The sequence below is a fragment of the Aliirhizobium smilacinae genome, assembly GCF_006335145.1.
GTDB lineage: Bacteria > Pseudomonadota > Alphaproteobacteria > Rhizobiales > Rhizobiaceae > Neorhizobium > Neorhizobium smilacinae.
Genome location: NZ_VDMN01000001.1, coordinates 2,187,627 through 2,207,387, shown reverse-complemented (window position 1 = coordinate 2,207,387; position 19,761 = coordinate 2,187,627). Strand labels below are relative to the sequence as shown.

At 60.5% G+C, this 19,761-nt stretch carries 17 protein-coding genes and 1 tRNA gene; 5 read left to right on the top strand and 13 right to left on the bottom strand.

Features of this window, described 5'->3' with window-relative positions:
- Positions 1 to 293: 293 nt before the first annotated feature.
- The 3 genes from FHP24_RS10820 to FHP24_RS10810 all read left to right on the top strand — a co-directional run bounded on the left by FHP24_RS10820 (position 294) and on the right by FHP24_RS10810 (position 3,278).
- Positions 294 to 370 (top strand) — tRNA-Met (locus FHP24_RS10820).
- A gap of 175 nt (positions 371 to 545) precedes the next feature.
- On the top strand, positions 546 to 2,405 hold the full coding sequence (recQ, locus tag FHP24_RS10815) for a DNA helicase RecQ (protein ID WP_139676042.1): 1,860 nt from the start codon (positions 546 to 548) through the stop codon (positions 2,403 to 2,405).
- Positions 2,406 to 2,618: 213 nt separating this feature from the next.
- A complete protein-coding gene (locus tag FHP24_RS10810; RefSeq protein WP_139676041.1) occupies positions 2,619 to 3,278 on the top strand; it encodes a peroxiredoxin in 660 nt (219 codons plus the stop codon).
- Between the two features lie 75 nt (positions 3,279 to 3,353).
- On the opposite strand, the gene FHP24_RS10805 is transcribed toward FHP24_RS10810, so the two are convergent.
- From FHP24_RS10805 to FHP24_RS10775, 7 genes are all read right to left on the bottom strand, one after another.
- Positions 3,354 to 4,130: a siderophore-interacting protein gene (locus tag FHP24_RS10805; protein WP_139676040.1), complete on the bottom strand. Its 777-nt coding sequence runs from the start codon at positions 4,128 to 4,130 to the stop codon at positions 3,354 to 3,356.
- A 232-nt stretch (positions 4,131 to 4,362) separates the two neighbouring features.
- Positions 4,363 to 5,196: a GNAT family N-acetyltransferase gene (locus tag FHP24_RS10800; RefSeq protein ID WP_139676039.1), complete on the bottom strand. Its 834-nt coding sequence runs from the start codon at positions 5,194 to 5,196 to the stop codon at positions 4,363 to 4,365.
- Positions 5,193 to 5,939: an aspartate/glutamate racemase family protein gene (locus FHP24_RS10795; RefSeq protein WP_139676038.1), complete on the bottom strand. Its 747-nt coding sequence runs from the start codon at positions 5,937 to 5,939 to the stop codon at positions 5,193 to 5,195. The genes FHP24_RS10800 and FHP24_RS10795 overlap by 4 nt, the downstream gene beginning before the upstream one ends.
- A 9-nt stretch (positions 5,940 to 5,948) precedes the next feature.
- Positions 5,949 to 6,767: an ABC transporter permease gene (locus FHP24_RS10790; RefSeq protein ID WP_139676037.1), complete on the bottom strand. Its 819-nt coding sequence runs from the start codon at positions 6,765 to 6,767 to the stop codon at positions 5,949 to 5,951.
- A 1-nt stretch (position 6,768) separates the two neighbouring features.
- Positions 6,769 to 7,677 carry an ABC transporter permease gene (locus FHP24_RS10785; RefSeq protein ID WP_139676036.1) on the bottom strand — a complete coding sequence of 303 codons (909 nt, stop codon included), beginning with the start codon at positions 7,675 to 7,677 and terminating at the stop codon, positions 6,769 to 6,771.
- 242 nt (positions 7,678 to 7,919) lie between these two features.
- Positions 7,920 to 9,209, bottom strand: a complete 1,290-nt coding sequence (locus FHP24_RS10780) for an ABC transporter substrate-binding protein (protein ID WP_139676035.1) — start codon at positions 9,207 to 9,209, stop codon at positions 7,920 to 7,922.
- A 33-nt stretch (positions 9,210 to 9,242) separates the two neighbouring features.
- On the bottom strand, positions 9,243 to 10,334 hold the full coding sequence (locus tag FHP24_RS10775; protein ID WP_139676034.1) for an ABC transporter ATP-binding protein: 1,092 nt from the start codon (positions 10,332 to 10,334) through the stop codon (positions 9,243 to 9,245).
- A 238-nt stretch (positions 10,335 to 10,572) separates the two neighbouring features.
- Here FHP24_RS10775 and FHP24_RS10770 point away from each other — a divergent pair, with 238 nt between their 5' ends.
- Together FHP24_RS10770 and FHP24_RS10765 are read left to right on the top strand one after the other, a co-directional pair.
- Positions 10,573 to 11,289 (top strand): GntR family transcriptional regulator, encoded by a 717-nt coding sequence (locus FHP24_RS10770; RefSeq protein ID WP_139676033.1) that lies wholly within the window; start codon positions 10,573 to 10,575, stop codon positions 11,287 to 11,289.
- A 130-nt stretch (positions 11,290 to 11,419) separates the two neighbouring features.
- On the top strand, positions 11,420 to 12,415 hold the full coding sequence (locus FHP24_RS10765) for a LacI family DNA-binding transcriptional regulator (RefSeq protein ID WP_139676032.1): 996 nt from the start codon (positions 11,420 to 11,422) through the stop codon (positions 12,413 to 12,415).
- A 4-nt stretch (positions 12,416 to 12,419) separates the two neighbouring features.
- Here the strand turns inward: FHP24_RS10765 and scpA are convergent, their stop codons facing one another.
- From scpA to FHP24_RS10735, 6 genes are all read right to left on the bottom strand, one after another.
- Complete coding sequence (gene scpA / locus FHP24_RS10760) at positions 12,420 to 14,591, bottom strand: methylmalonyl-CoA mutase (RefSeq protein WP_246091652.1); 2,172 nt, start codon at positions 14,589 to 14,591, stop codon at positions 12,420 to 12,422.
- Between the two features lie 562 nt (positions 14,592 to 15,153).
- Entirely contained in the window at positions 15,154 to 15,837 is a 684-nt protein-coding gene (locus FHP24_RS10755; protein ID WP_139676030.1) for a DUF2161 domain-containing phosphodiesterase, read from the bottom strand.
- An 80-nt stretch (positions 15,838 to 15,917) separates the two neighbouring features.
- Complete coding sequence (locus FHP24_RS10750) at positions 15,918 to 16,361, bottom strand: hypothetical protein (RefSeq protein WP_246091651.1); 444 nt, start codon at positions 16,359 to 16,361, stop codon at positions 15,918 to 15,920.
- 93 nt (positions 16,362 to 16,454) lie between these two features.
- The gene (locus tag FHP24_RS10745) at positions 16,455 to 17,564 is read right to left on the bottom strand and encodes an NnrS family protein (RefSeq protein ID WP_139676029.1); all 1,110 of its coding nucleotides are present in this window, start codon (positions 17,562 to 17,564) and stop codon (positions 16,455 to 16,457) included.
- The gene (locus FHP24_RS10740) at positions 17,557 to 18,132 is read right to left on the bottom strand and encodes a UbiX family flavin prenyltransferase (protein ID WP_342782338.1); all 576 of its coding nucleotides are present in this window, start codon (positions 18,130 to 18,132) and stop codon (positions 17,557 to 17,559) included. The genes FHP24_RS10745 and FHP24_RS10740 overlap by 8 nt, the downstream gene beginning before the upstream one ends.
- Positions 18,126 to 19,655: a UbiD family decarboxylase gene (locus FHP24_RS10735; protein WP_139676027.1), complete on the bottom strand. Its 1,530-nt coding sequence runs from the start codon at positions 19,653 to 19,655 to the stop codon at positions 18,126 to 18,128. Before FHP24_RS10735 ends, FHP24_RS10740 begins: the two co-directional genes overlap by 7 nt.
- Between the last annotated feature and the right edge of the window lie 106 nt (positions 19,656 to 19,761).

Genomic DNA, 19,761 nt, shown 5'->3' with positions numbered 1-19,761 from the left:
CCCAGCGCCAATGGTACTCCGTCTCAAGACGCGGGAGAGTAGGTCGCTGCCAGGTCTTTTAAAGGCAATGCACGCAAAAGCGTGGTACAATCTTCTCGACACTTCTCGGCCCAAGCCGAAACACCAAATTGGGCCGCATAAGCGGCCCTTTATCGTTCGCAGAACTTAAATGAATGTCGGGGACGCCATTTGGTGCGGCCCTTACAGGAGACAAATTGCATAGCAATTTGCTCCGGCACTACGCATCACAGCAAAGCTGTGACGCAGTCGCGCAAACCAAAGTTTGCGCTTGGCGCGGGGTGGAGCAGCCCGGTAGCTCGTCAGGCTCATAACCTGAAGGCCGCAGGTTCAAATCCTGCCCCCGCAACCAAAAACATTTTCCCCGAAAATAACCTAGGACACATGGAATCCCGCACCCCCTAAAGGGGCTTTTTGCGTCTCTCGACATGCCGATCGTTGCGGACTTAGACCTGTTCTTGAGACAAACGCTCGCGGTCGGGACAGGTCCTGTGCCATAGTGGGGAGGTTGGAAAAGCGAGGGGACCATGCAGGGGAAATCAGGCGGCTCTGTTGCGCCAGCCGATAGTGGTCGGGCCGAAGATCCGGTCGAGGTGCTGCGAAGAATTTATGGTTATTCGTCGTTTCGCGGCCAGCAGGCGGACGTCATCGATCATGTCGTAGCGGGTGGCGATGCGGTCGTGTTGTTTCCGACGGGCGCCGGAAAATCGCTATGCTTCCAGATTCCGGCCCTCTGCCGCGATGGCGTCGGCATTATCGTCTCGCCGCTTATCGCGCTGATGCGCGATCAGGTGGAAGCTTTGAAACAGGTCGGCGTCCGGGCCGCAGCGCTGAATTCGTCGCTCTCGCGTGAGGCATTCGGCGAGGTTCGCCGGGATCTGGCCAACGGCGTCCTGGACCTTCTCTACGTGACCCCGGAACGGATCACGACGCAAGGGTTTCGCGATGTGCTCGGTGATACCAAGGTCGCTTTGTTCGCGATCGACGAGGCGCATTGCGTTTCGCAGTGGGGGCATGATTTCCGCCCGGAATATCGCGAGCTCGGTGAGCTTGCCCGCCTTTATCCAGGCGTACCGAGGATGGCGCTGACGGCGACCGCCGATCCGCATACCCGCGACGATATCATCGAGAGGTTGGCGCTACGCAATGCTGCGGTGTTCAGCTCATCCTTCGATCGTCCCAATATCGCTTATGAAATTGTCGAACGAAACCAGCCGCGCCAGCAGCTTCTGCAGTTCCTGTCCCGCCACAAAGGAGCGAGCGGTATCGTCTATTGCCTCTCCCGCGCCAAGGTGGAGGAGACGGCCGAATGGCTCGATGCGCAGGGTATCCGCGCCTTGCCCTATCATGCGGGTCTCGAGCGCCAGGTGCGCGACGCCAATCAGGACGCCTTTCTGAAGGAGGAGGACCTCTGCCTCGTCGCAACCGTCGCCTTCGGCATGGGAATCGACAAACCGAATGTGCGCTACGTTGCCCATCTCGATCTTCCCGGTTCGGTCGAGGCTTATTATCAGGAAACCGGCCGCGCCGGTCGCGATGGCCTGCCTTCCGAGGTCTGGATGGTTTACGGCATGGCCGACGTCATACAGCGCGGCCGGATGATCGACAGCGGCAACTCCGCTGACGAGGTCAAGCGGGTCGAACGCGCCAAGCTGAATGCGCTGCTCGGGATCTGCGAGACGGCGGGCTGCCGTCGGCAGGCGATCCTCGCCCATTTCGGTGAAGCGCATGCGGGTCGATGCGGCAATTGCGATACCTGCGTGAAGCCCGTCGATACATGGGACGGTACGGAAGCCGCAATCAAAGCACTTGCTGCCATCTATCGAACCGGTGAGAGGTTCGGTACCGGTCATGTGATCGACGTGCTCATCGGCAACGACAACGACAAGACCCGCCGTTTCGGCCATGTCGAGATGCCCGTATTCGGCGCCGGCCGAGACCTTCCTTTGAAGACATGGCAATCTGTCTACCGCCAGCTTCTCGCCGCGGGTCTCATCCGGGTCGATCACGACGCATTTGGCGCTCTGAAACTGGAGCCGGAGGCGCGGGCCGTGTTCCGGCATGAACGGGGGGTCCGCTTTCGCAAGGATCGTCCGGCAGGCCGCAAGGCGGACAGACAGAGTTCCGCCAGCGCGAAAGACGCGCGCTCCCAGCTGGACGAGCAGGATGCTGTTCTGTTCGAGGCCTTGCGCAGAAAGCGGATGGAAATCGCGAAAGAATTGTCTATCCCGCCTTACGTCGTTTTTGCCGACACGACGCTTGTCGGCCTGGCAACCCTTCGACCGATGGGCCACGACGCGATGCTTGAAGTTTCCGGCGTCGGACAGACGAAGCTTGAACGCTACGGCGATGCGTTTCTAGATATCATCCGTGAGCACAATGGATAGACGTCAAGTTGGCCTTTAAGCCCATGGAAAAATGAGCGTTGAGTTGCCTCTTGAAAAAGGGGAGTTGACCTGACAGGTCCTGCCGGGAATGATCCTGCCGTTTTCCCCCGGTTCACGGGAGTTTATTTTCATAGTCGGCAGTCAATGGAGCATGTTGAAGCTCCCCTTTCATTCGACTTTGCGGTTCAATCCGCCATTCAATGGAGAGTAAAAATGAGCCTACGTATCAACGACATCGCCCCGGATTTTCAGGCCGACACGTCCAAAGGCCCGATCTCCTTCCACGAATGGATCGGCGACAGCTACGCGGTCCTGTTCTCGCATCCGAAAAACTTTACGCCCGTTTGCACAACCGAACTTGGCACCATGGCCGGCCTTGCCGGCGAATTCGCCAAGCGCGGCGTCAAGATCATCGGCATTTCCGTAGATCCGGTCGAAAGCCATGAAAAGTGGAAAAGCGATATCCGCACCGCCACCGGCTTTGAAGTCGACTATCCGCTGATCGGCGACAAGGACCTGAAGGTCGCAAAACTTTACGACATGTTGCCCGCCGGCTCCGGCGAAAGCTCGGAAGGCCGCACACCCGCCGACAATGCCACCGTCCGTTCGGTCTTCGTCATCGGCGCGGATAAGAAGATCAAGCTGGTTCTGACTTATCCGATGACGACCGGCCGCAACTTCGACGAAATATTGCGTGCGATCGACAGCATTCAATTGACCGCAAAACACCAGGTCGCAACGCCTGCCAACTGGAAACAGGGCGATGACGTCATCATCACCGCCGCAGTATCGAACGAGGACGCCATCCAGCGCTTCGGCTCTTTCGATACCGTCCTGCCCTATCTGCGCAAGACCAAACAGCCGACCGCCTGAGCGGTCAAATCATCGCAAGCAAAAGGGGAGCCGCTGGGCTCCCCTTTTTTATGTTCAAAACCGCGCCCTGCATCCTCAATCTATCGTCTTCACGCTGGAATCGGCCTGACCGATTGTCCAATAACCGGCAGCTTTCAGCCAGGGAAGCGGGTGGTTGCGGGTGGTCGTCAGATAGGTCTTGATCGCGCGCGCGACGGATGCCTCCGCCGCGACCCACACGAATGTGTCTTGTGTCAGCGCGATCCCGTCGAGGGCTGCAATGACCGGCGCCAGATCGGTGACCGCCGAGGCCGGGCGATGCACCCATTGCATCGTCAGCTTTGCAGCGCTTGCAAACTGCTGTTCCTCGTTTTTATCGGTCACCACGCCGATCGCGGTGATCACGTCACCGGACTTGGCTTCCTCGATACGCCGGCCGATGGCAGGAATTGCCGTTTCATCGCCGACAAGAACCCATTTTGTGACGCCGGAGACGACGGCCGAGCCGCGCGGCCCGGCAATCGTCACCGCCGTCCCGGGCCGGGCCTCGAGCGCCCACTTGGTCGCCGGTCCCGCCTCATGCACGGCAAAATCCAGCACCAGCCGGCCGGTCGCATTGTCATAGGAACGCGGTGTGTAATCCCGCATCTCCATCTCGCCGCCTGCACCGGGCACGACGAGTTTCACATGGTCGTCGGTACCGAGGCTTGTGAAATCGGAAAGCGCCTCGCCGATGAGTGTGATGCGCAACATCTGCGGCGTGATGTAGTCGACCGCATCCACGGTCAACTCGCGCCGCTTGAGTTCGTGCCTCACCCGCTCGATCACGGGATAGACGGGAGAAGGTACCGAAGTCTGGCTTGAACTGTCCATTTTTTGTCCTGTCCTTAAGGAAAAGGCCACAGCCTGCCGGACACGCCCGCGCAGACCGCACTCGTTTCCGATCGATCATGCGCGTTGATTGACGTGAACGCTTACGTGCCGGCCTGTGGCTTGGGCAATGACGCATAATTATCGCGCTGGCCGGAGGCCCGCAAGCAACCGCGACGAAAAACTTGCGCGTATTTGTCAACTTAACTTGAGTCTACGGAATAAGACGAAAACCTTATCCCAGTTCCAGTGTGGTCACGCCAAAAACGCCGGCAAGCGCCATGGAGGGGGCAGGCCCGCGATACATCCGCGTCGTCCGGAACCCCTTGGGAAAACCCGTCTGTTCGAGGGTAGCCGAAAATTCTATCCGGCTTTCAGGCACGTCGATATGGAGCGTCTCTCCGGGGTTCTCCGCTGCGCAGGCATCCAGCAAACCCTTTGCCGCTGTCGCATCGGCAGCAAAAAGCGGCCCCACCTTATGGCCCTCATGGCATTGCCGCGAGACAGCATAACCTTCGATCACACCGCCACGGATCAAAACCTTGACCATACGCGGCGGCTTCAGCCATTCCGCAATGAAACCGGGGCGCGATGCTGCAAAATGCCGGCTATCGAAATCGATCAATGCCGCGACATGGCTCTCGTCCAGCGTCTGGATATCCTGCCCGATCCGCCCTTCCAGTTTTCCGCTCCAGCGATGTGTATCGTAATCCGGTGAAAAACCCATCGCCCGGTAATTAGCCTGTTGTTCCGGTACGCCATCGAGCCCGATCGTGCGGCCGGCAAGATGTGCCATTCCGGCATCCCACACCCGTCTCCCATAGCCGCGACCGCGAAAATCCGGGTGGGTGATGTAGAGGCCGATAAAGCCGAAATCGCTGCCGTAACGCACTGCCGATAGACCGGCCGCCATCACGCCATCGACGAAACAGCCGATAAAACCGTCAGGATCGGCCGAATAAAAAGGTGCCGCATCGGCAAGTCCCGGGTTCCAGCCCTCGTCCTTCGCCCAGCCGAGAAGCGTCTCGACCTCCGAAAGATTGAGCGGGCGGATCACGATCTCAGTCATGCGCCGGTCAGCCGGCCCGGTTCAAAGGCTTCCAGCATGCCGAGATAAGGTTTGGAAATCGGCGTCGCGTAGGCGCCGCTTTTGCCGGTTGATAGGCCGAGCGTCACCAGCATTTCCGCCTGTTTCACCGCCGCGGCCACGCCATCCACGACCGGCACGCCGAATTCGGCCCTCAGCTCAGCCGTCAGATCCGCCATGCCGGCGCAGCCGAGCACGATCGCTTCCGCCCGGTCTTGCCTCAGTGCCAGCGTGATTTCGGCCCGCAGCCGGTCGCGGGCGTTGGAATTAGGGTCTTCCAGCGACAGGACAGGAATGTCGGCGGCGCGCACCTTGCAGCGCGACGACATGCCGTAACGATAGACCAGATGTTCGAGCGGCAGCCGTGAGCGCTCCATGGTCGTGACCACGGTGAATTTCTGCGCGATGAATGCAGTGGCGGAAACCGCTGCCTCACAGATGCCGATCACCGGAATATCGGCGAGAGCCCGGGCCGCATCAAGCCCGGTATCGTCGAAACAGGCGATCACCACCGCATCCGCGCCGGCTTTTTGCCCCGCCGCGATCTCTTTGAGGAGGCCCGGAATGGCGAAAACCTCGTCATAGTAACCCTCGATCGACACCGGCCCCATCGAGGAGGTGACGGCAGTGATCACGGTGTCGCGGGCAGCAACGCGGCGTGCCGAATCGGCGATCGTCGCGGTCATGCTGGCGGTCGTATTGGGATTGATGACGAGAATGCGCATGGTCTGGCTTTACGATTTCAGGCGGCGGCGGTTGAGATGAATGATCAGGCCGAGCGTGCCGGCGATCACGAGGAAGGAGAACACCGTCGTCACCGTGCCGAGCGCATAAAGCACTGGCGTCGTCACGTTGGTAGTCATCCCGTAGATTTCGAGCGGCAGCGTGTTGAACGATCCTGATGTCATCAGCGTGCGGGCGAATTCGTCATAGGAAAGCGTGAAGCCGAACAGGCCAACCCCGATCAGGCTCGGCGCGATCATCGGCAAAACGACATTTGAAAATGTCTGCCACGACGAGGCGCCGAGATCGCGTGCGGCCTCTTCGTAAGCCGGCGAAAAGCGGTTGAACACCGCAAACATGATCAGCACGCCGAACGGCAATGTCCAGGTCAGATGCGCGCCGAAAGCCGACGAATACCAGGCCGGTTGCAGCCCGAGCTGGTTGAACAGCACGCCGATGCCGAGCGACACGATGATCGACGGCACGACAAGGCTTGCGACCGCCAGATAGAACAGAGCGGTGGCGCCGATGAACTTGCGGCGAAACGCAAGGCCGGCCAGCAGCGACACGACGACGGTCACCGCCATCACCATGATGCCGAGCATGGCTGAGCGCCGGAACGAACCGCCGAAATCGCCGACCGCCTGGGTTTCGAACAGATTGGCGAACCAGCGCAGCGACACGCCGTTGAGCGGGAAAGTCAGGCCGCCATTCGGTCCCTGGAAGGAGAGGATCAGGATCGCCGAAAGCGGCCCATAGAGAAACAGCACGAAGACGGCAAAGAATATGGCAAGAATATAGAATTCGCGGGAGCGTTTTTCGCGGTACATCTTAAAGCTCCTTGCGGATATCGACGATACGCAGAATGCCCGCGACCATCAGGAGAACGAGCACCAGCAGCACGACGGCGTTTGCCGCGGCTGCCGGATATTGCAAGAGCGACATCTGGTTCTTCATCATCAGCGCTACGGACGCGCTCTGGCCACCCGACATCACCTGCACGGTGGAAAAATCGGCCATGACCAGCGTCACGACGAAGATAGTGCCGATTGCCATGCCGGGTTTGGCGAGCGGAATGATCACGTTCGCAAGGATCTGCCAGGAAGTGGCGCCGGCATCACGCGCCGCCTCGACCAGCGATTTGTCGATGCGCATCAGCGTATTGAAGATCGGCGTCACCATGAACAGCGTGTAGAGATGCACCATGGCGAGCACGACGGCAAAGTCGGAATAGAGCAGCCATTCCACCGGTTCCGACACCACCCCCGATCCGACCAGCGCCGAATTGATCAGTCCGTTGCGTCCGAGAACCGGGATCCACGAGATCATCCGGATGATGTTGGAGGTCAGGAACGGCACGGTGCAGATCAGGAAAAGCACCATCTGCATCGAGGTTGTGCGGATATGGAAGGCGAGGAAATAGGCGACCCAGAAGCCGATGACGAGCGTGATCGCCCAGACCATCAGGGCATATTTCAGCGTGTTGAGATAGGTTTTCCAGGTGACCCAGGACCCGAGTGTCTCGGCATAGTTCATCGTCAGGAAGTCGGGATACATCTGGGCGAAATCATAATCCCAGAAGCTGACGACGGCGATCATCAGGATCGGCAGAAGCAGGAAGAAACCGAGGATCAGCGCCAGCGGCACCGATTGCAGATAGGAGATGACGGCAAGCGGCAGGCGAAAGCTTTTCGGCCGCCGCCCGGCATTTTCCGTCTCCGATGATGTGATCGTCGCCATCGTTTAACTTCTCCCTTTGGGCCGTCAGGGTTTTCCGTCACGGGAAAGACATCGCGTCCGGCAAGACCCCCTCTGGCCTGCCGGCCATCTCCCCCACAAGGCGGGAGAAAATTCGCGGCAACCGCTTTGCTTCGATTGAGGTTCGGCGGAGCGACTGGGTTAAGCCCTCCCCCCTTGTGGGGAGGGTTGGGAGGGGTTCTTCGTCGTGGAAGAAGAACCCCTTCTTTGCAACCTTCAGCCCCTTAAGCCGCGATGAACTCGTTCCAGCGGCGGACCATGTAGCGGTCTTCGTCCATCACCGAGTTCCAGCAGGCGACATGGCCCATGCGTTCTTCGAACGAGCCGCCGTCGCGCACCGCACCGGCCTTTTCCATCACCTTGCCTTCGGGCGAAAGAATGTCGCCCTTGGCCGACTTGCCTTCGATCCAGTAGCCCCATTCGTCTTCGCTCATGAAGCCCTTGGCGGTGTCCATGCAGGCGGAATAATAGCCTTGGCGGTTCAGGTAGGCGCCGACCCAGCCGGACGTGTACCAGTTGATATATTCATAGGCTGCGTCGAGCTCGGCGCCCTTGAGATGCGAGGCGAGGCCGAGACCACCGCCCCACGAGCGATAACCTTCCTTGAGCGGCTGGAACTTGCAGGCGATGCCCTTGGAGCGGACGGCGGCAACGGCCGGCGACCACATTGATTGGATAACCACTTCGCCCGATGCCATCAGGTTGACCGACTCGTCGAAAGACTTCCAGAAGGCGCGGAACTGGCCGGCCTGCTTGGTCTTGATCAGGAAGTCGATCGTCTTGTCGATTTCCGCCTTGGTCATGTTGCCCTTGTCGGCATATTTCAGCTGGCCGGAGGCTTCCATGATCATCGCGGCATCCATGATGCCGATCGACGGGATGTTGAGGATCGCCGTCTTGCCCTTGAATGCGGGGTCAAGGATATCGGCCCAGCTGGTGATCTCGCGACCGACGAGGTCCGGACGAATGCCGAGCGTATCGGCATTGTAGATCGTCGGCATCATCGTGAACCACTGGGTTTCTTCCTTGGCGAACTTCTTGTCGCCCGCCTTTTCGACGAAGCCGACCGTGTGCGGCGCCGTGCCCTGGGCAATCACGCTGTCGGGCTTCAGCTTGCCGTTCTTGAACAGCGGAACGACCTTGTCGTAATATTTCAGCTTCTTCACATCCATCGGCTGGATCACGCCGGCGGCATAGACCTTCTTCAGGATCCAGTATTCGATATCGGCAATGTCGTAGGATTTCGGCTGGGTTACCGCGCGCTGGGCTGCGGCGTCGGAATCGGTTGCCGTCATTTCCAGCGTGATGCCGAGATCGGCTTTGCACTTCTCGGCGATCGCATTGATGTTGGACACGCCGGTGCCGAACTGGCGAAGCGTGATCGGGTTCTGCGCCCAGATGGTCGGGAAGCCGGTAATCGCGCCGGAACCGGCGGCAAGGCCGGCTGCGGCAGATGCCGTCTTCAAAAGCGAACGGCGGGAAATCCCCTTGGCCGTCTTTTTGGTCTCCGTCATGTCAGTTCTCCTCTTGAGGTTTATTGTTGTGGTTCAGTGCTTCAGGCGCCCGAGGACCAGTGCGTCCTCGCGCTCCCAAGAAAGCGGAATGGCATCGCCCACCTTCACCGGATTGGCGAAAAAGTCCTTGTCGCTGAGGATGGCGGTGAAATCCTCGACACCGGCGCCATTGACGGTGAGCTTCACCGAAGAGCCGCGATATTCGACATTGGAGACCGAACCGGTGAAACCCAGCCCCTTTTCGGCGGCCGGTGCGACCCGCACATGGTCGGTGCGCACCGCAATGTCGGCCGTATCGGTCAAGCCCGCGGCCTCGGCGCCGATGGCGAGGAAATCGCCGCCGGCCGGCACCGAGATCATCAACTCGTCGCCTTCGCTTTTCGTCACCCGACCAGAAATCACGTTATGGTCGCCCATGAACTTGGCGACGAAGGCCGTTGCCGGCTTTTCGAACACGACACGCGGATGGGCCGCCTGTTCGATGCGTCCGTCATTCATGATGACGATGATATCGGCCAGCGCCATCGCCTCTTCCTGGCTGTGGGTCACATGCACGAAGGTGATGCCGAGCGAGGTCTGCAGCTTTTTGAGCTCCGCCCGCATGCGGATCTTCAGGAATGGGTCGAGGGCTGAAAGCGGTTCGTCAAGCAGCAGCGCTTCCGGATCGGTAATGAGCGCACGGGCCAGCGCCACGCGTTGCTGCTGGCCGCCGGAAAGCTGGGCCGGCCGGCGTGTCGCATAGGCTTCGAGCTGCATCAGCCGCAGCATGTCCATCGCCTTGGCGCGCCGCTCGTCTTTCTCGACGCCCTTCATCTTTAAGGAGAAAGCGACATTGTCGACGAGATCGAGATGCGGGAACAGCGCATAGGACTGGAACATCATCGCCGTACCGCGCCGTGCCGGCGGCAGGTCGGTGATGACGCTATTGCCAAGCCTTATATCGCCGGTCGAGATCGATTCATGGCCGGCAATCATTCTGAGCGTCGATGTTTTGCCGCAGCCGGACGGGCCAAGCAGGCAGCAATAGGTGCCGGCCGGGATCTTCAGGCTGATCTCGTGGACAGCGGTCGTGCTGCCATAAATCTTGGAGACGGACACGATGTCTATTTCAGCGGCTTTGCTCATAGGCATTCTCCTGCGACTATTCTGGTAATGCAGGAGGCGTGCCAATTCGATTTCTCGTTGAAGAGTCACGATATTTTGGGCCGGCCTATCTTTTGGCATTTGCGGTTGCGCAAATTTACAGCGATCGTTTTCGATCACCTGTCCAAATTGTATGCAATCTGAATGGGGGATTGCAAAACATCCTACTAGGCAGAAAGCCCCCAGACGCGCTAGAACAGGGCATGCCGGACGAAAACCCATGACCTTGATCGAAAACACCCCATCCTCTCTTGACCCGACGATCGAGGACCGCTCGATGGCGATCCGCGAGTCCCTGCGCAACGCCATCATAGACCGGCGGCTGGCACCGGGGACGAAATTGTCCGAGGCGGAAGTCGGCGCGCTGTTCGATGTCAGCCGTACCGTTGCCCGTGCCGCCCTGCAGATGCTGACCTTCGAAGGCTTGGTGAAGACCGAGCGCAACCGCGGCGCCTTCGTCTCCAACCCCTCTCCCGAAGAGGCGCGCCAGATTTTCGCATCCCGCCGCCTGATCGAGCCGGGTATCGTTGCCGCAGCCGTCGATCGCATCACATCGGACGATATCGCCCGTTTTCGCGAACAGCTTGTCGAGGAAGAGCGCTACATGAACGAGCGCGGCCCGGCGGCCCGGCGGGCGGAAATCAAGGCATCCGGCGATTTCCACCTGATGCTGGCCTCGGTCGCCGGAAATGCCATTCTCCAGCGTTTCATGGATGAACTCGTTGCGCGTTCCTCGCTGGTCATTGCGCTCTACGGCCGATCCGGCGTGTCGAGCTGCGGTCACAGCGAGCATTTCGCCATTCTCGATCTGATCGAACGCGGCGATGCCAAGCGTGCCGCCGCCCTCATGCTGCACCATATCGATCATATCGAAGCCGACCTGGACCTGCAGCCGAAGCAGGGCGTGGCGTTGAAGGATGCCTTGGCGATCAGCTGAAGATCCCGATCGGCCTTTTCCGTGACCGACTGTCATGCCACTGTAAATATCGCTGATTATGACATTTTACGCAGTCTGCACGCCTGTGCAGCAAACAGGCGTGAAGCATGGCATGAAAGACGATAGAAGAATGCGCTTTGTCAGCGCTGAACAGGTAGCGCAACTCGCGGGGGTCTCACGTTCCGCTGTATCGCGAACCTTTACCGAAGGCGCCAGTGTTGCGCCGGCGACCCGTGAAAAGGTGCTGAAGGCAGCCGAAGAACTCGGTTATCACGTCAACGATCTGGCCCGCGGCGTGCTCGCCAACCAGAGCCGGTTGGTCGGCGTGGTAGCGACCAAGCCGGAAATCGGCTTTCGCGCCCATCTAACCGCGGCGCTCACCAAGGCTTTGATTCGCCGTGGCTCCATTCCTGTCCTCATCAATACCGGCGAAACCGAGGAAGAGCTTCTTGCAGCCCAGAAGATGCTGATCGGGCATCGCGCAGAGGCGACGGTCATTCTCTCCGGTTCGCCGCCGGCAAGCTTTTTCGAACTCGCGCAACGCAACGGCCAGCCGCTAGTCGTCATCGGTCGGTCCGAGCCGGATGCCGACCGTGTTCTGGCCGGCAATGCCGAGGCATCGCGCGAGGCGGCAGATACGTTCATCGCTGCCGGCCGTCGCCGGCTGGCGGTCATCGCCTCGCGTTCAGCCACGCCAAGCATCGCCGAACGCGAGAACGCTTTCGTCATCGCAGCCCGCGCTTCGGGATTTGAAGCGCGGATCGCCCACGGCCGTGATTCCGATTATGACGGCGGGGTTATTGCGGCCCGCGCGCTGTTTTCGGAAGGCGAGCGGCCGGATGCGATCTTCTGCGCCAACGACCTCCTGGCCTTCGGCGCCATGGATGTGATCCGTCAGGAATTCGGCCTTTCGATACCGCAGGACGTCGCGCTGATCGGCTTCGACGACGTGCCGGAGGCGGCCTGGCTGAGTTATGGCCTTACCACGTTCCGGCAGGATCCAGCGACGATAGCGGCCCGTGCGGTGATGCTGATCGATCGGCGGCAGCAAAACCCCGACGAGCCGCGTGCCCTTGAGCGGGTCATTCCGCAACTCGTTTTCCGCAAAAGTTTCCTTCACCCCTGAAAGATCAGGCGACGGCATTTCTCCTTTTGCCTTCCAGCAGGTCGATGATCGAATTTGCGGCATCAAGAACGTTGGTGCCCGGCCCGAACACGGCGGCCACACCACGCTCCAGCAGGTATTCGTAATCCTGCCGAGGGATGACGCCGCCGACCACGACGATGACGTTCTCCGCACCTTTTTGTTTCAGGGCTTCGACCAGTTGCGGTGCCAGCGTCCGATGGCCGGCGGCAAGCGACGACATGCCGACGACCTGCACCTTTTCCTTTACTGCCAGATCCGCCGCCTCTTCCGGCGTCTGGAACAGCGGGCCGGCGAGAACTTCGAAACCGATATCTCCGAAGGCCGACGCAATCACCTTGGCGCCCCGGTCATGCCCGTCCTGACCGAGCTTGGCGACCAGGATCTTCGGCTTGCCCTTGCCGGAGGAATTGCCGTAGTCAGATAGCCGGCTTACGATCGTCTTGTATTCCGGGTCGCCATTGTAGGCGGGGCCGTAGATATCGCCCACCACTTCCGGCACGGCGGCATGATCGCCGAAGGATTGCCGCATCGCGTCGGAAATCTCGCCAACGGTAGCGCGGGCTCGAGCGGCTTCGACGGCGGCTTCCAGCAAATTGCCGGTTCCCGTCTTCGCCACATCGGCCAGCGCGGCCAAAGTTTCCTCGAGTTTTTTCGGATCACGCTGGCGGCGTACCTTTTCCAACCGCTCGATCTGCGACTTGCGCACGGCTGAATTGTCGATTGCCAGAATGTCGATGTCGTCCTCGTTTTCCAGCCGGAATTTGTTGACGCCGACGATGATCTCTTCCGAGCGATCGACCTTCGCCTGGCGCAGCGTCGCCGCCTCCTCGATGAGACGCTTTGGCAGACCGTCGGCCACGGCCTTGGTCATACCACCGAGATTTTCCACCTCCTCGATCAGCGCCCAAGCCTTTTCCGCGAGTTCGTTCGTCAGGCTTTCGACGTAATAGGAGCCGGCAAGCGGATCGACGACCTTGGTGACACCGGTCTCGTGCTGCAGGATAAGCTGGGTATTGCGGGCGATGCGGGCGGAAAAATCGGTCGGTAGCGCCATCGCCTCGTCGAGCGCATTGGTATGTAGCGACTGCGTGCCGCCGAGCACGGCCGACAGTGCCTCATAGGCCGTGCGGATGACGTTGTTATAGGGATCCTGTTCGGCCAGCGACACGCCCGAGGTCTGGCAATGAGTACGCAGCATAAGCGAGCCGGGTTTCTTCGGCTCGAACTCCTCCATGATTCGCGACCAGAGCAGGCGCGCGGCACGCAGTTTCGCCGCCTCCATGAAGAAGTTCATGCCGATGGCGAAAAAGAAGGACAGCCGCCCGGCGAACTCGTCGACGTTGAGGCCCTTGGCGAGCGCGGCGCGCACATATTCACGTCCATCGGCCAGCGTGAAGGCCAGTTCCTGCACCAGCGTCGCGCCGGCCTCCTGCATATGGTAGCCGGAGATCGAGATGGAGTTGAAACGCGGCATTTCCTTTGCCGTATATTCGATGATGTCGGCAACGATCCGCATCGAAGGCTCGGGCGGATAGATATAGGTGTTGCGGACCATGAACTCCTTGAGGATGTCGTTCTGGATGGTCCCGGAAAGCTCGGCTCGCGAACAGCCCTGTTCCTCGCCGGCGACGATGAAGGAGGCGAGGATCGGGATGACGGCGCCGTTCATCGTCATCGAGACGGACATGTCCTTCAGCGGAATGCCGTCGAACAGGAGCTTCATGTCCTCGACCGAATCGATCGCCACGCCCGCCTTGCCGACATCGCCTTCGACGCGGGGATGGTCCGAATCGTAACCGCGATGAGTGGCAAGATCGAAGGCGACGGAAAGCCCCTTCTGGCCGGCGGCGAGATTGCGGCGATAAAAAGCGTTGGATTCCTGCGCGGTGGAAAAGCCCGCATATTGCCGGATCGTCCAGGGCCGGCCGGCATACATGGTGGCGCGCGGCCCGCGCACGAAGGGTTTTATACCCGGCATCGTGTCCAGATGGTCGATACCGTCGAGATCCTCCGCCGTATAGAGCGGCTTTATGTCGATGCCTTCGGCAGTGTGCCAGGTCAGCGTCTCGGGTGAGGCCTTCAGCTCCTTTTCGGCAAGCGTTTCCCAATCCTGCCTGTTGGACTGCGTATTGGTCTTCGAGCTGTTGTCCGGCACCGGTTGCCTCCTGAACATGCGGTTTCGTCCACGCGCGTTTTTTGAACGCCGTGATGATCAATATAGAACTCGGACGGGGCGCTGAAAGCTGCCTCGTAAGTTAAGTTTATAGGTGACATCTCTCAGCGCCCCGTTCGGCAGTTTTTATCCGCGACTCCGGTCCCTCTGCCTTGGCCTTTCAGGATGGTGTTCGTCTGATGCCACGGAACACGGACGGAACGACTTACCGCCGACACTCCGCTTTACCGCCGCCGGGCTACCCGCTTTTGGCAGGCGGACTTCAATAGCCCGGCGAAACCATTCTTCAAGTCACCCTGTGTGCCGCACAGGCACATCCGACGCGCCATTCGGGCATCAGAAGCGGAAAGGCCGGTCCGGAACCTTAACCGCTTCCCCCGTGTCGCCGGAGGGAGACCATTTTCCGCGAACCCCAGTGGTGACGATTCACGTCGTCCCGCCACCACCAGCGCCGGTCCCGCCTCGCCGGCACGCCTGCCGGTGTATCCGTGACGGAACGGGGTGATTGTAGGCACGGGTTTGGAGGGCGGGGATGAGATTTCGGTTAGGTCGTTGTAATTGCTGACGTCGAGGGTGAATTTATCCCCGCCATTTTTTCAACTGTCTTCAAACCGCCCTCGCTCAATCCATATACGCCTTTGTCGATCCTCTCGAACCAGCCGTAATAATTGTCGCGCAGCATCGCACCGGCTTTGGGTGTGATCGCTTTCAGGTCACGGGGCCTCAAGGGGCCATCGACAAGCGCCGCTGCGCAGGCAAGGGCCTGTTGACGATAGGCGGTCATGATCGGCACCTTGGTGGAGCCTCCGAGCGCCGGGTCTCCCTGACGTTTGCGGTGTTCCTTGATGAGTTTCGTGCGTCGTTTCGGATTGCTGCGCGGCATGGGCGAGACGGAGCTGACGAGGATGCTGACCTCCCCCATATCGGACACGCCCAGCATTCCGATGCCGAGCCGGCGGCAGAGGTCGCGATAGCGCTTGTCGGCTTCCCGGCCTCGGCCCTTGGCCGAAATGCGCGCGGCAATCCAGACTTCGTCGGCAGCCGCGGCGCGATCGACAGCCTGCAGGATCAGTTCCAGATTGAAGCTGAGTTTCAGTTCGCAGACGACCATCACGGTCGGGTCACCGTCGCTCAAGCCAAGAATATCGCAGCCGCCGACTTCACCCTTGACCGAATAACCGGCTGTTTCGAGAAACTGTTTGACGGGGAGGTAGAGCGACGTTTCCATGAAGGCCCGAAATCGATGATCGGCGACCGATAGCTGATTTTCGCCTGCAAACCCACCCCCTGCAGGCGCGGCCGTGCGTCTTATGGAGACCGGCGATCGTCCCCGGATTTATCGTCTTCCTCTTCTTCGCGGAACTTGCTCTCGTAGGGAAGCGTCAGAATGGCCGATGCCGCCGCAGCCCCGCCGAACAATGAGGCGAAAGGCACGAGCACCAGAAAAAGAGGCAGGATCGGATTCGCTGCCCGGATGATCAGCCCGCGCAATCCTCCGATATCGAGCCCGATCAGGCAGCAACCAACAGCAAGGCCGATGACGATGCCCAAGACCGCGTTGAGGCCGAGAAAACGCAGCATCTCCTGGTGATCGCGGCGGGCTTCCTCGGGCGTCATTTTCGGCTTGCGGGAATTGTGAAGCAACGCGTCGCGCGCTCTTTGCCGGTCGGTCCATCGCCGGAGCCGACGGGGTTTCAGCCAGTCGAATGGATCGGGCAGTTTCGCCATCTGCAGGATGAATGAGAGCGGCATCGTGTCGAACTCCTCTTCAACGCACCATTTGTCGCGCGGCCGGCCAGCATGCTCAAGCGCTTTTTCGCATGTTTTATTGAGCAGGCCTCGAAATCAGCGCGAGCTTTTCGGAGCACTGCGCCGACGAAGAACAAGCATCGCATAGCCACTGAACCCGGCGAGCCAGAAAATCTGCGCGCCGTGGAGCAGGCCCTTTCCATGCTCGGGATAGAGCGCATAGGCGATCCGCAGGGCAAGTGCACCGGCAAGGCAGAGATAGGTCGCCGAGCCGAGCAACGAGTGCTGGAAGGACTGGCCGTTGCGTTTTCGCACCATCGATGTGGCGATCGCGAGCGCAAGCGAAGCGAGCCCGCCGATCGCCAGCACATGTTGCGGCACGGCAAGCGGCATGGTGCTTTGAGGCAATGCCTGGATCGCCAGAAGCAGAAAGCCTGCGCGTTTCGACACCATGGCGAAGGTCATGAAGCGCACGCCGCCATATTGGAACGCCTGCCATGGCGCGATCCGGATCATCCAGATTATTCCGCTGATACCGGCCAGTGCGGCGGCAAGCGCATAGGGCAGATCGAAGGCCCAGAGCAGCAGCGTCAGGAGACTGGTGATCCGCTGGGTGAGACAGAGCCATGCAGCCGGAAGCGGCCGCGACTTTCCGCCTTCGCGCGTACGGCCCGAATCGATCACCATCGGGAAGATACGGTTGCCGACTTCGAAGCAGATTGCCAGGATCAGGCAGAAACCGAGCATCGTGGCGCCCGGCCAGAGATCATAAGCGGCAATGATTCCGGTGCCGGCATGGGCTGCCGCCAGTCCGAGCAGCGGCCATGCCTGGATCGCGCGCGCCCGGATCGCGGTCGTGGAGAAGGCGGCGACGGCGGCGAGACCGATGATCGATCGCAACTGTGCTCCAAGAGCAAGGTCATAGAAGCCCGCGAGAAAGGCGAGGGCTTGGGCAAGCAGCAACAGCCGGATCCATTGTGGTGCCAATATCGGCCGACCGACCCAGCGTGGCAGCGCCTTCAGCATGAAGCCGAACAATTGCACCAGCATGAAACCGAAGATCAGTTCGTTGGCATGATGCGAATAATCGCCTCTCCAGATGTCCGCAGGTGAGGCGATCGCGCGGATGGCGGTGATCGCGGCGAGGAAAAAGGCGATGCGGAAAAAATCGAAAGGCGCCTTTTCCGACGCATCTTTCTCAGGCATCGCCGTCCCATTCCACGGCGAGCGGCGGCTGGCCGAGATCGAGCTGATCGATGGCGCGGGCAGCGATATGATCGATGATGTCGGTGATGGTTTCCGGGCGCCGGTAGAAGGCCGGCACTGGCGGCATGATCGTGGCACCCATTTCGGTGACGGCGACCATGTTGCGCAGATGGCCGAGATGCAGCGGGGTTTCGCGGGCAAGCAGAATAAGCTTTCGGCGTTCCTTCAAGTGCACGTCTGCTGCACGGGTCAGAAGATTGTCGGAAAGACCGGTAGCGATCGCCGCCACAGAGCGCATGGAGCAGGGTGCGACGATCATGCCGGCAGTTCTGAACGAGCCGCTGGCGATCGTGGCGCCAATGTCATTAGCCGGGTAATTGTGACGGGCGAATTCGACCAGGCGTCCAAGCGCATCCGGTCCGAGTTCGTGGGCAAAGGTGCGCTTCGCCGCCTCGGAGACGACGAGATGCAGCTCCACATCCGGCAGACTTGCGAGCAACTCGCCGATCCTCAGCGCGATGACCGCGCCCGAGGCACCGGATACGCCCAGCACGACCCGCTTCAAGATGCATCCCCGGCGGGAGCAAGGCCGAGCTCGCCCCACATGGCGGACACGCGGTCCTTGACCTCCGGTGTCATGGCAAGAACCCGGCCCCATTCCCGGTCCGTCTCAGCGCCGATCTTGTCGGTTGCGTCCATGCCCAGCTTGCCGCCGAGCCCGTGTTTCGGCGAGGCGAAATCGAGATAGTCGATCGGTGTGTTTTCAAGCACGACCATATCGCGCGAGGCGTCGAAACGGGTCGAAAGCGCCCAGATGACGTCGGGCCAGTGGCGCACGTTGACGTCCGGATCGACGGCGATGATCAGCTTCGTATAGCTGAACTGCGGCAGCATCGACCACAGGCCGAGCATGATCCGCCGTGCATGGCCGGGATAACGCTTGTCGATCGACACGACGATCGCGCGGTAGGAACAGGCTTCCGGTGGCAGCCACAGATCGACGATTTCCGGGAACTGCTTTTTCACCAGCGGGATGAAAAGCTCGTTCATCGCTTCGCCCATCACTGACGGTTCGTCCGGCGGCCGGCCAGTATAGGTCGAGAGATAGACCGGTTTGTGCCGCATGGTGATCGCGGTCACCTGCATGACGGGGAAACGATCCACCGCATTGTAATAGCCGGTATGGTCGCCATAAGGCCCTTCGTCGGCCATCTCGGTTGCCGAGACGGTTCCTTCGATGATGATTTCCGCATTGGCCGGAACGTAGAGCGGCTGGGTTTTGGCCTTGACGACACGGCTGCGGCGGCGACGCAGAACGCCGGCGAAGGAGAGCTCGCTCATTCCCTCCGGCAGCGGCATGACGGCGGAAAGGATCGTCTGCGGATCAGCGCCGATGGCAATCGCCACCGGCATGTCCTGTCCTGCCTTTTGCCACTGCCGATGATGCCCGGCACCGCCGCGATGGGCAAGCCAGCGCATGATCAGCCGGTCGCGACCGAGCTTCTGCATCCGGTAGATACCGAGATTGACGTCGTTCTCATCCGTAAAGCCGCGGGTGACCACGAGTGGCCAGGTGACCAGCGGTGCCGGTTCGCCCGGCCAGCACCACTGGATCGGGATCTTGCCAAGATCGATCTCGTCTCCGATCAGCAGCTGCTCCTGGCAACGCGCATGGCTGACCTGACGCCGCACGCCGAGCGACAGCGCCGAGCGCAACATCGGCAATTTTCCGAATGCGTCCTTCAGCGAGGCCGGCGGCTTCGGTTCTCGCAGTTCACCGAGCAGCGCGGCGAGGTCGCCGATCCTGCCGGGTTCCAGCCCGAAGCCGAGCTCGATCCGTTCGCGCGTGCCGAACAAATTGGCGAGAAGCGGCATCGAAGCCACATTGCCATCCGCATCCACGGGCTTTTCGAACCACAGCGCCGGCCCGCCATCGAGAAGTACGCGGCGATGGATTTCGGTGACCTCATGCACGAGGCTGACCGGCCGGGAAATCCGCTTCAGCAGGCCGCGATTTTCGAGTTCGCGGGCGAAATGCTGCAGGTCGTCGTAACGCCGTGGAGCCGGCTGGGAAGGGGAGGCGTGGGGCATGCCTCTGTCTGCCGGGAGATTCTGCAGATGTCCTTGTCATAGCTCAAGTGGATTTGCTGACCGGGGATTTACGTTCCGTAGAACCCTGAAACGAAAATGTCGTCCG

Bases quoted from the DNA above. Each gene is read 5' to 3' on its own strand.
- recQ (WP_139676042.1), top strand. From the start codon at position 546: ATGCAGGGGAAATCAGGCGGCTCTGTTGCGCCAGCCGATAGTGGTCGG.
- FHP24_RS10810 (WP_139676041.1), top strand. From the start codon at position 2,619: ATGAGCCTACGTATCAACGACATCGCCCCGGATTTTCAGGCCGACACG.
- FHP24_RS10805 (WP_139676040.1), bottom strand. From the start codon at position 4,130: ATGGACAGTTCAAGCCAGACTTCGGTACCTTCTCCCGTCTATCCCGTG.
- FHP24_RS10800 (WP_139676039.1), bottom strand. From the start codon at position 5,196: ATGACTGAGATCGTGATCCGCCCGCTCAATCTTTCGGAGGTCGAGACG.
- FHP24_RS10795 (WP_139676038.1), bottom strand. From the start codon at position 5,939: ATGCGCATTCTCGTCATCAATCCCAATACGACCGCCAGCATGACCGCG.
- FHP24_RS10790 (WP_139676037.1), bottom strand. From the start codon at position 6,767: ATGTACCGCGAAAAACGCTCCCGCGAATTCTATATTCTTGCCATATTC.
- FHP24_RS10785 (WP_139676036.1), bottom strand. From the start codon at position 7,677: ATGGCGACGATCACATCATCGGAGACGGAAAATGCCGGGCGGCGGCCG.
- FHP24_RS10780 (WP_139676035.1), bottom strand. From the start codon at position 9,209: ATGACGGAGACCAAAAAGACGGCCAAGGGGATTTCCCGCCGTTCGCTT.
- FHP24_RS10775 (WP_139676034.1), bottom strand. From the start codon at position 10,334: ATGAGCAAAGCCGCTGAAATAGACATCGTGTCCGTCTCCAAGATTTAT.
- FHP24_RS10770 (WP_139676033.1), top strand. From the start codon at position 10,573: ATGACCTTGATCGAAAACACCCCATCCTCTCTTGACCCGACGATCGAG.
- FHP24_RS10765 (WP_139676032.1), top strand. From the start codon at position 11,420: ATGCGCTTTGTCAGCGCTGAACAGGTAGCGCAACTCGCGGGGGTCTCA.
- FHP24_RS10755 (WP_139676030.1), bottom strand. From the start codon at position 15,837: ATGGAAACGTCGCTCTACCTCCCCGTCAAACAGTTTCTCGAAACAGCC.
- FHP24_RS10750 (WP_246091651.1), bottom strand. From the start codon at position 16,361: ATGCCGCTCTCATTCATCCTGCAGATGGCGAAACTGCCCGATCCATTC.
- FHP24_RS10745 (WP_139676029.1), bottom strand. From the start codon at position 17,564: ATGCCTGAGAAAGATGCGTCGGAAAAGGCGCCTTTCGATTTTTTCCGC.
- FHP24_RS10735 (WP_139676027.1), bottom strand. From the start codon at position 19,655: ATGCCCCACGCCTCCCCTTCCCAGCCGGCTCCACGGCGTTACGACGAC.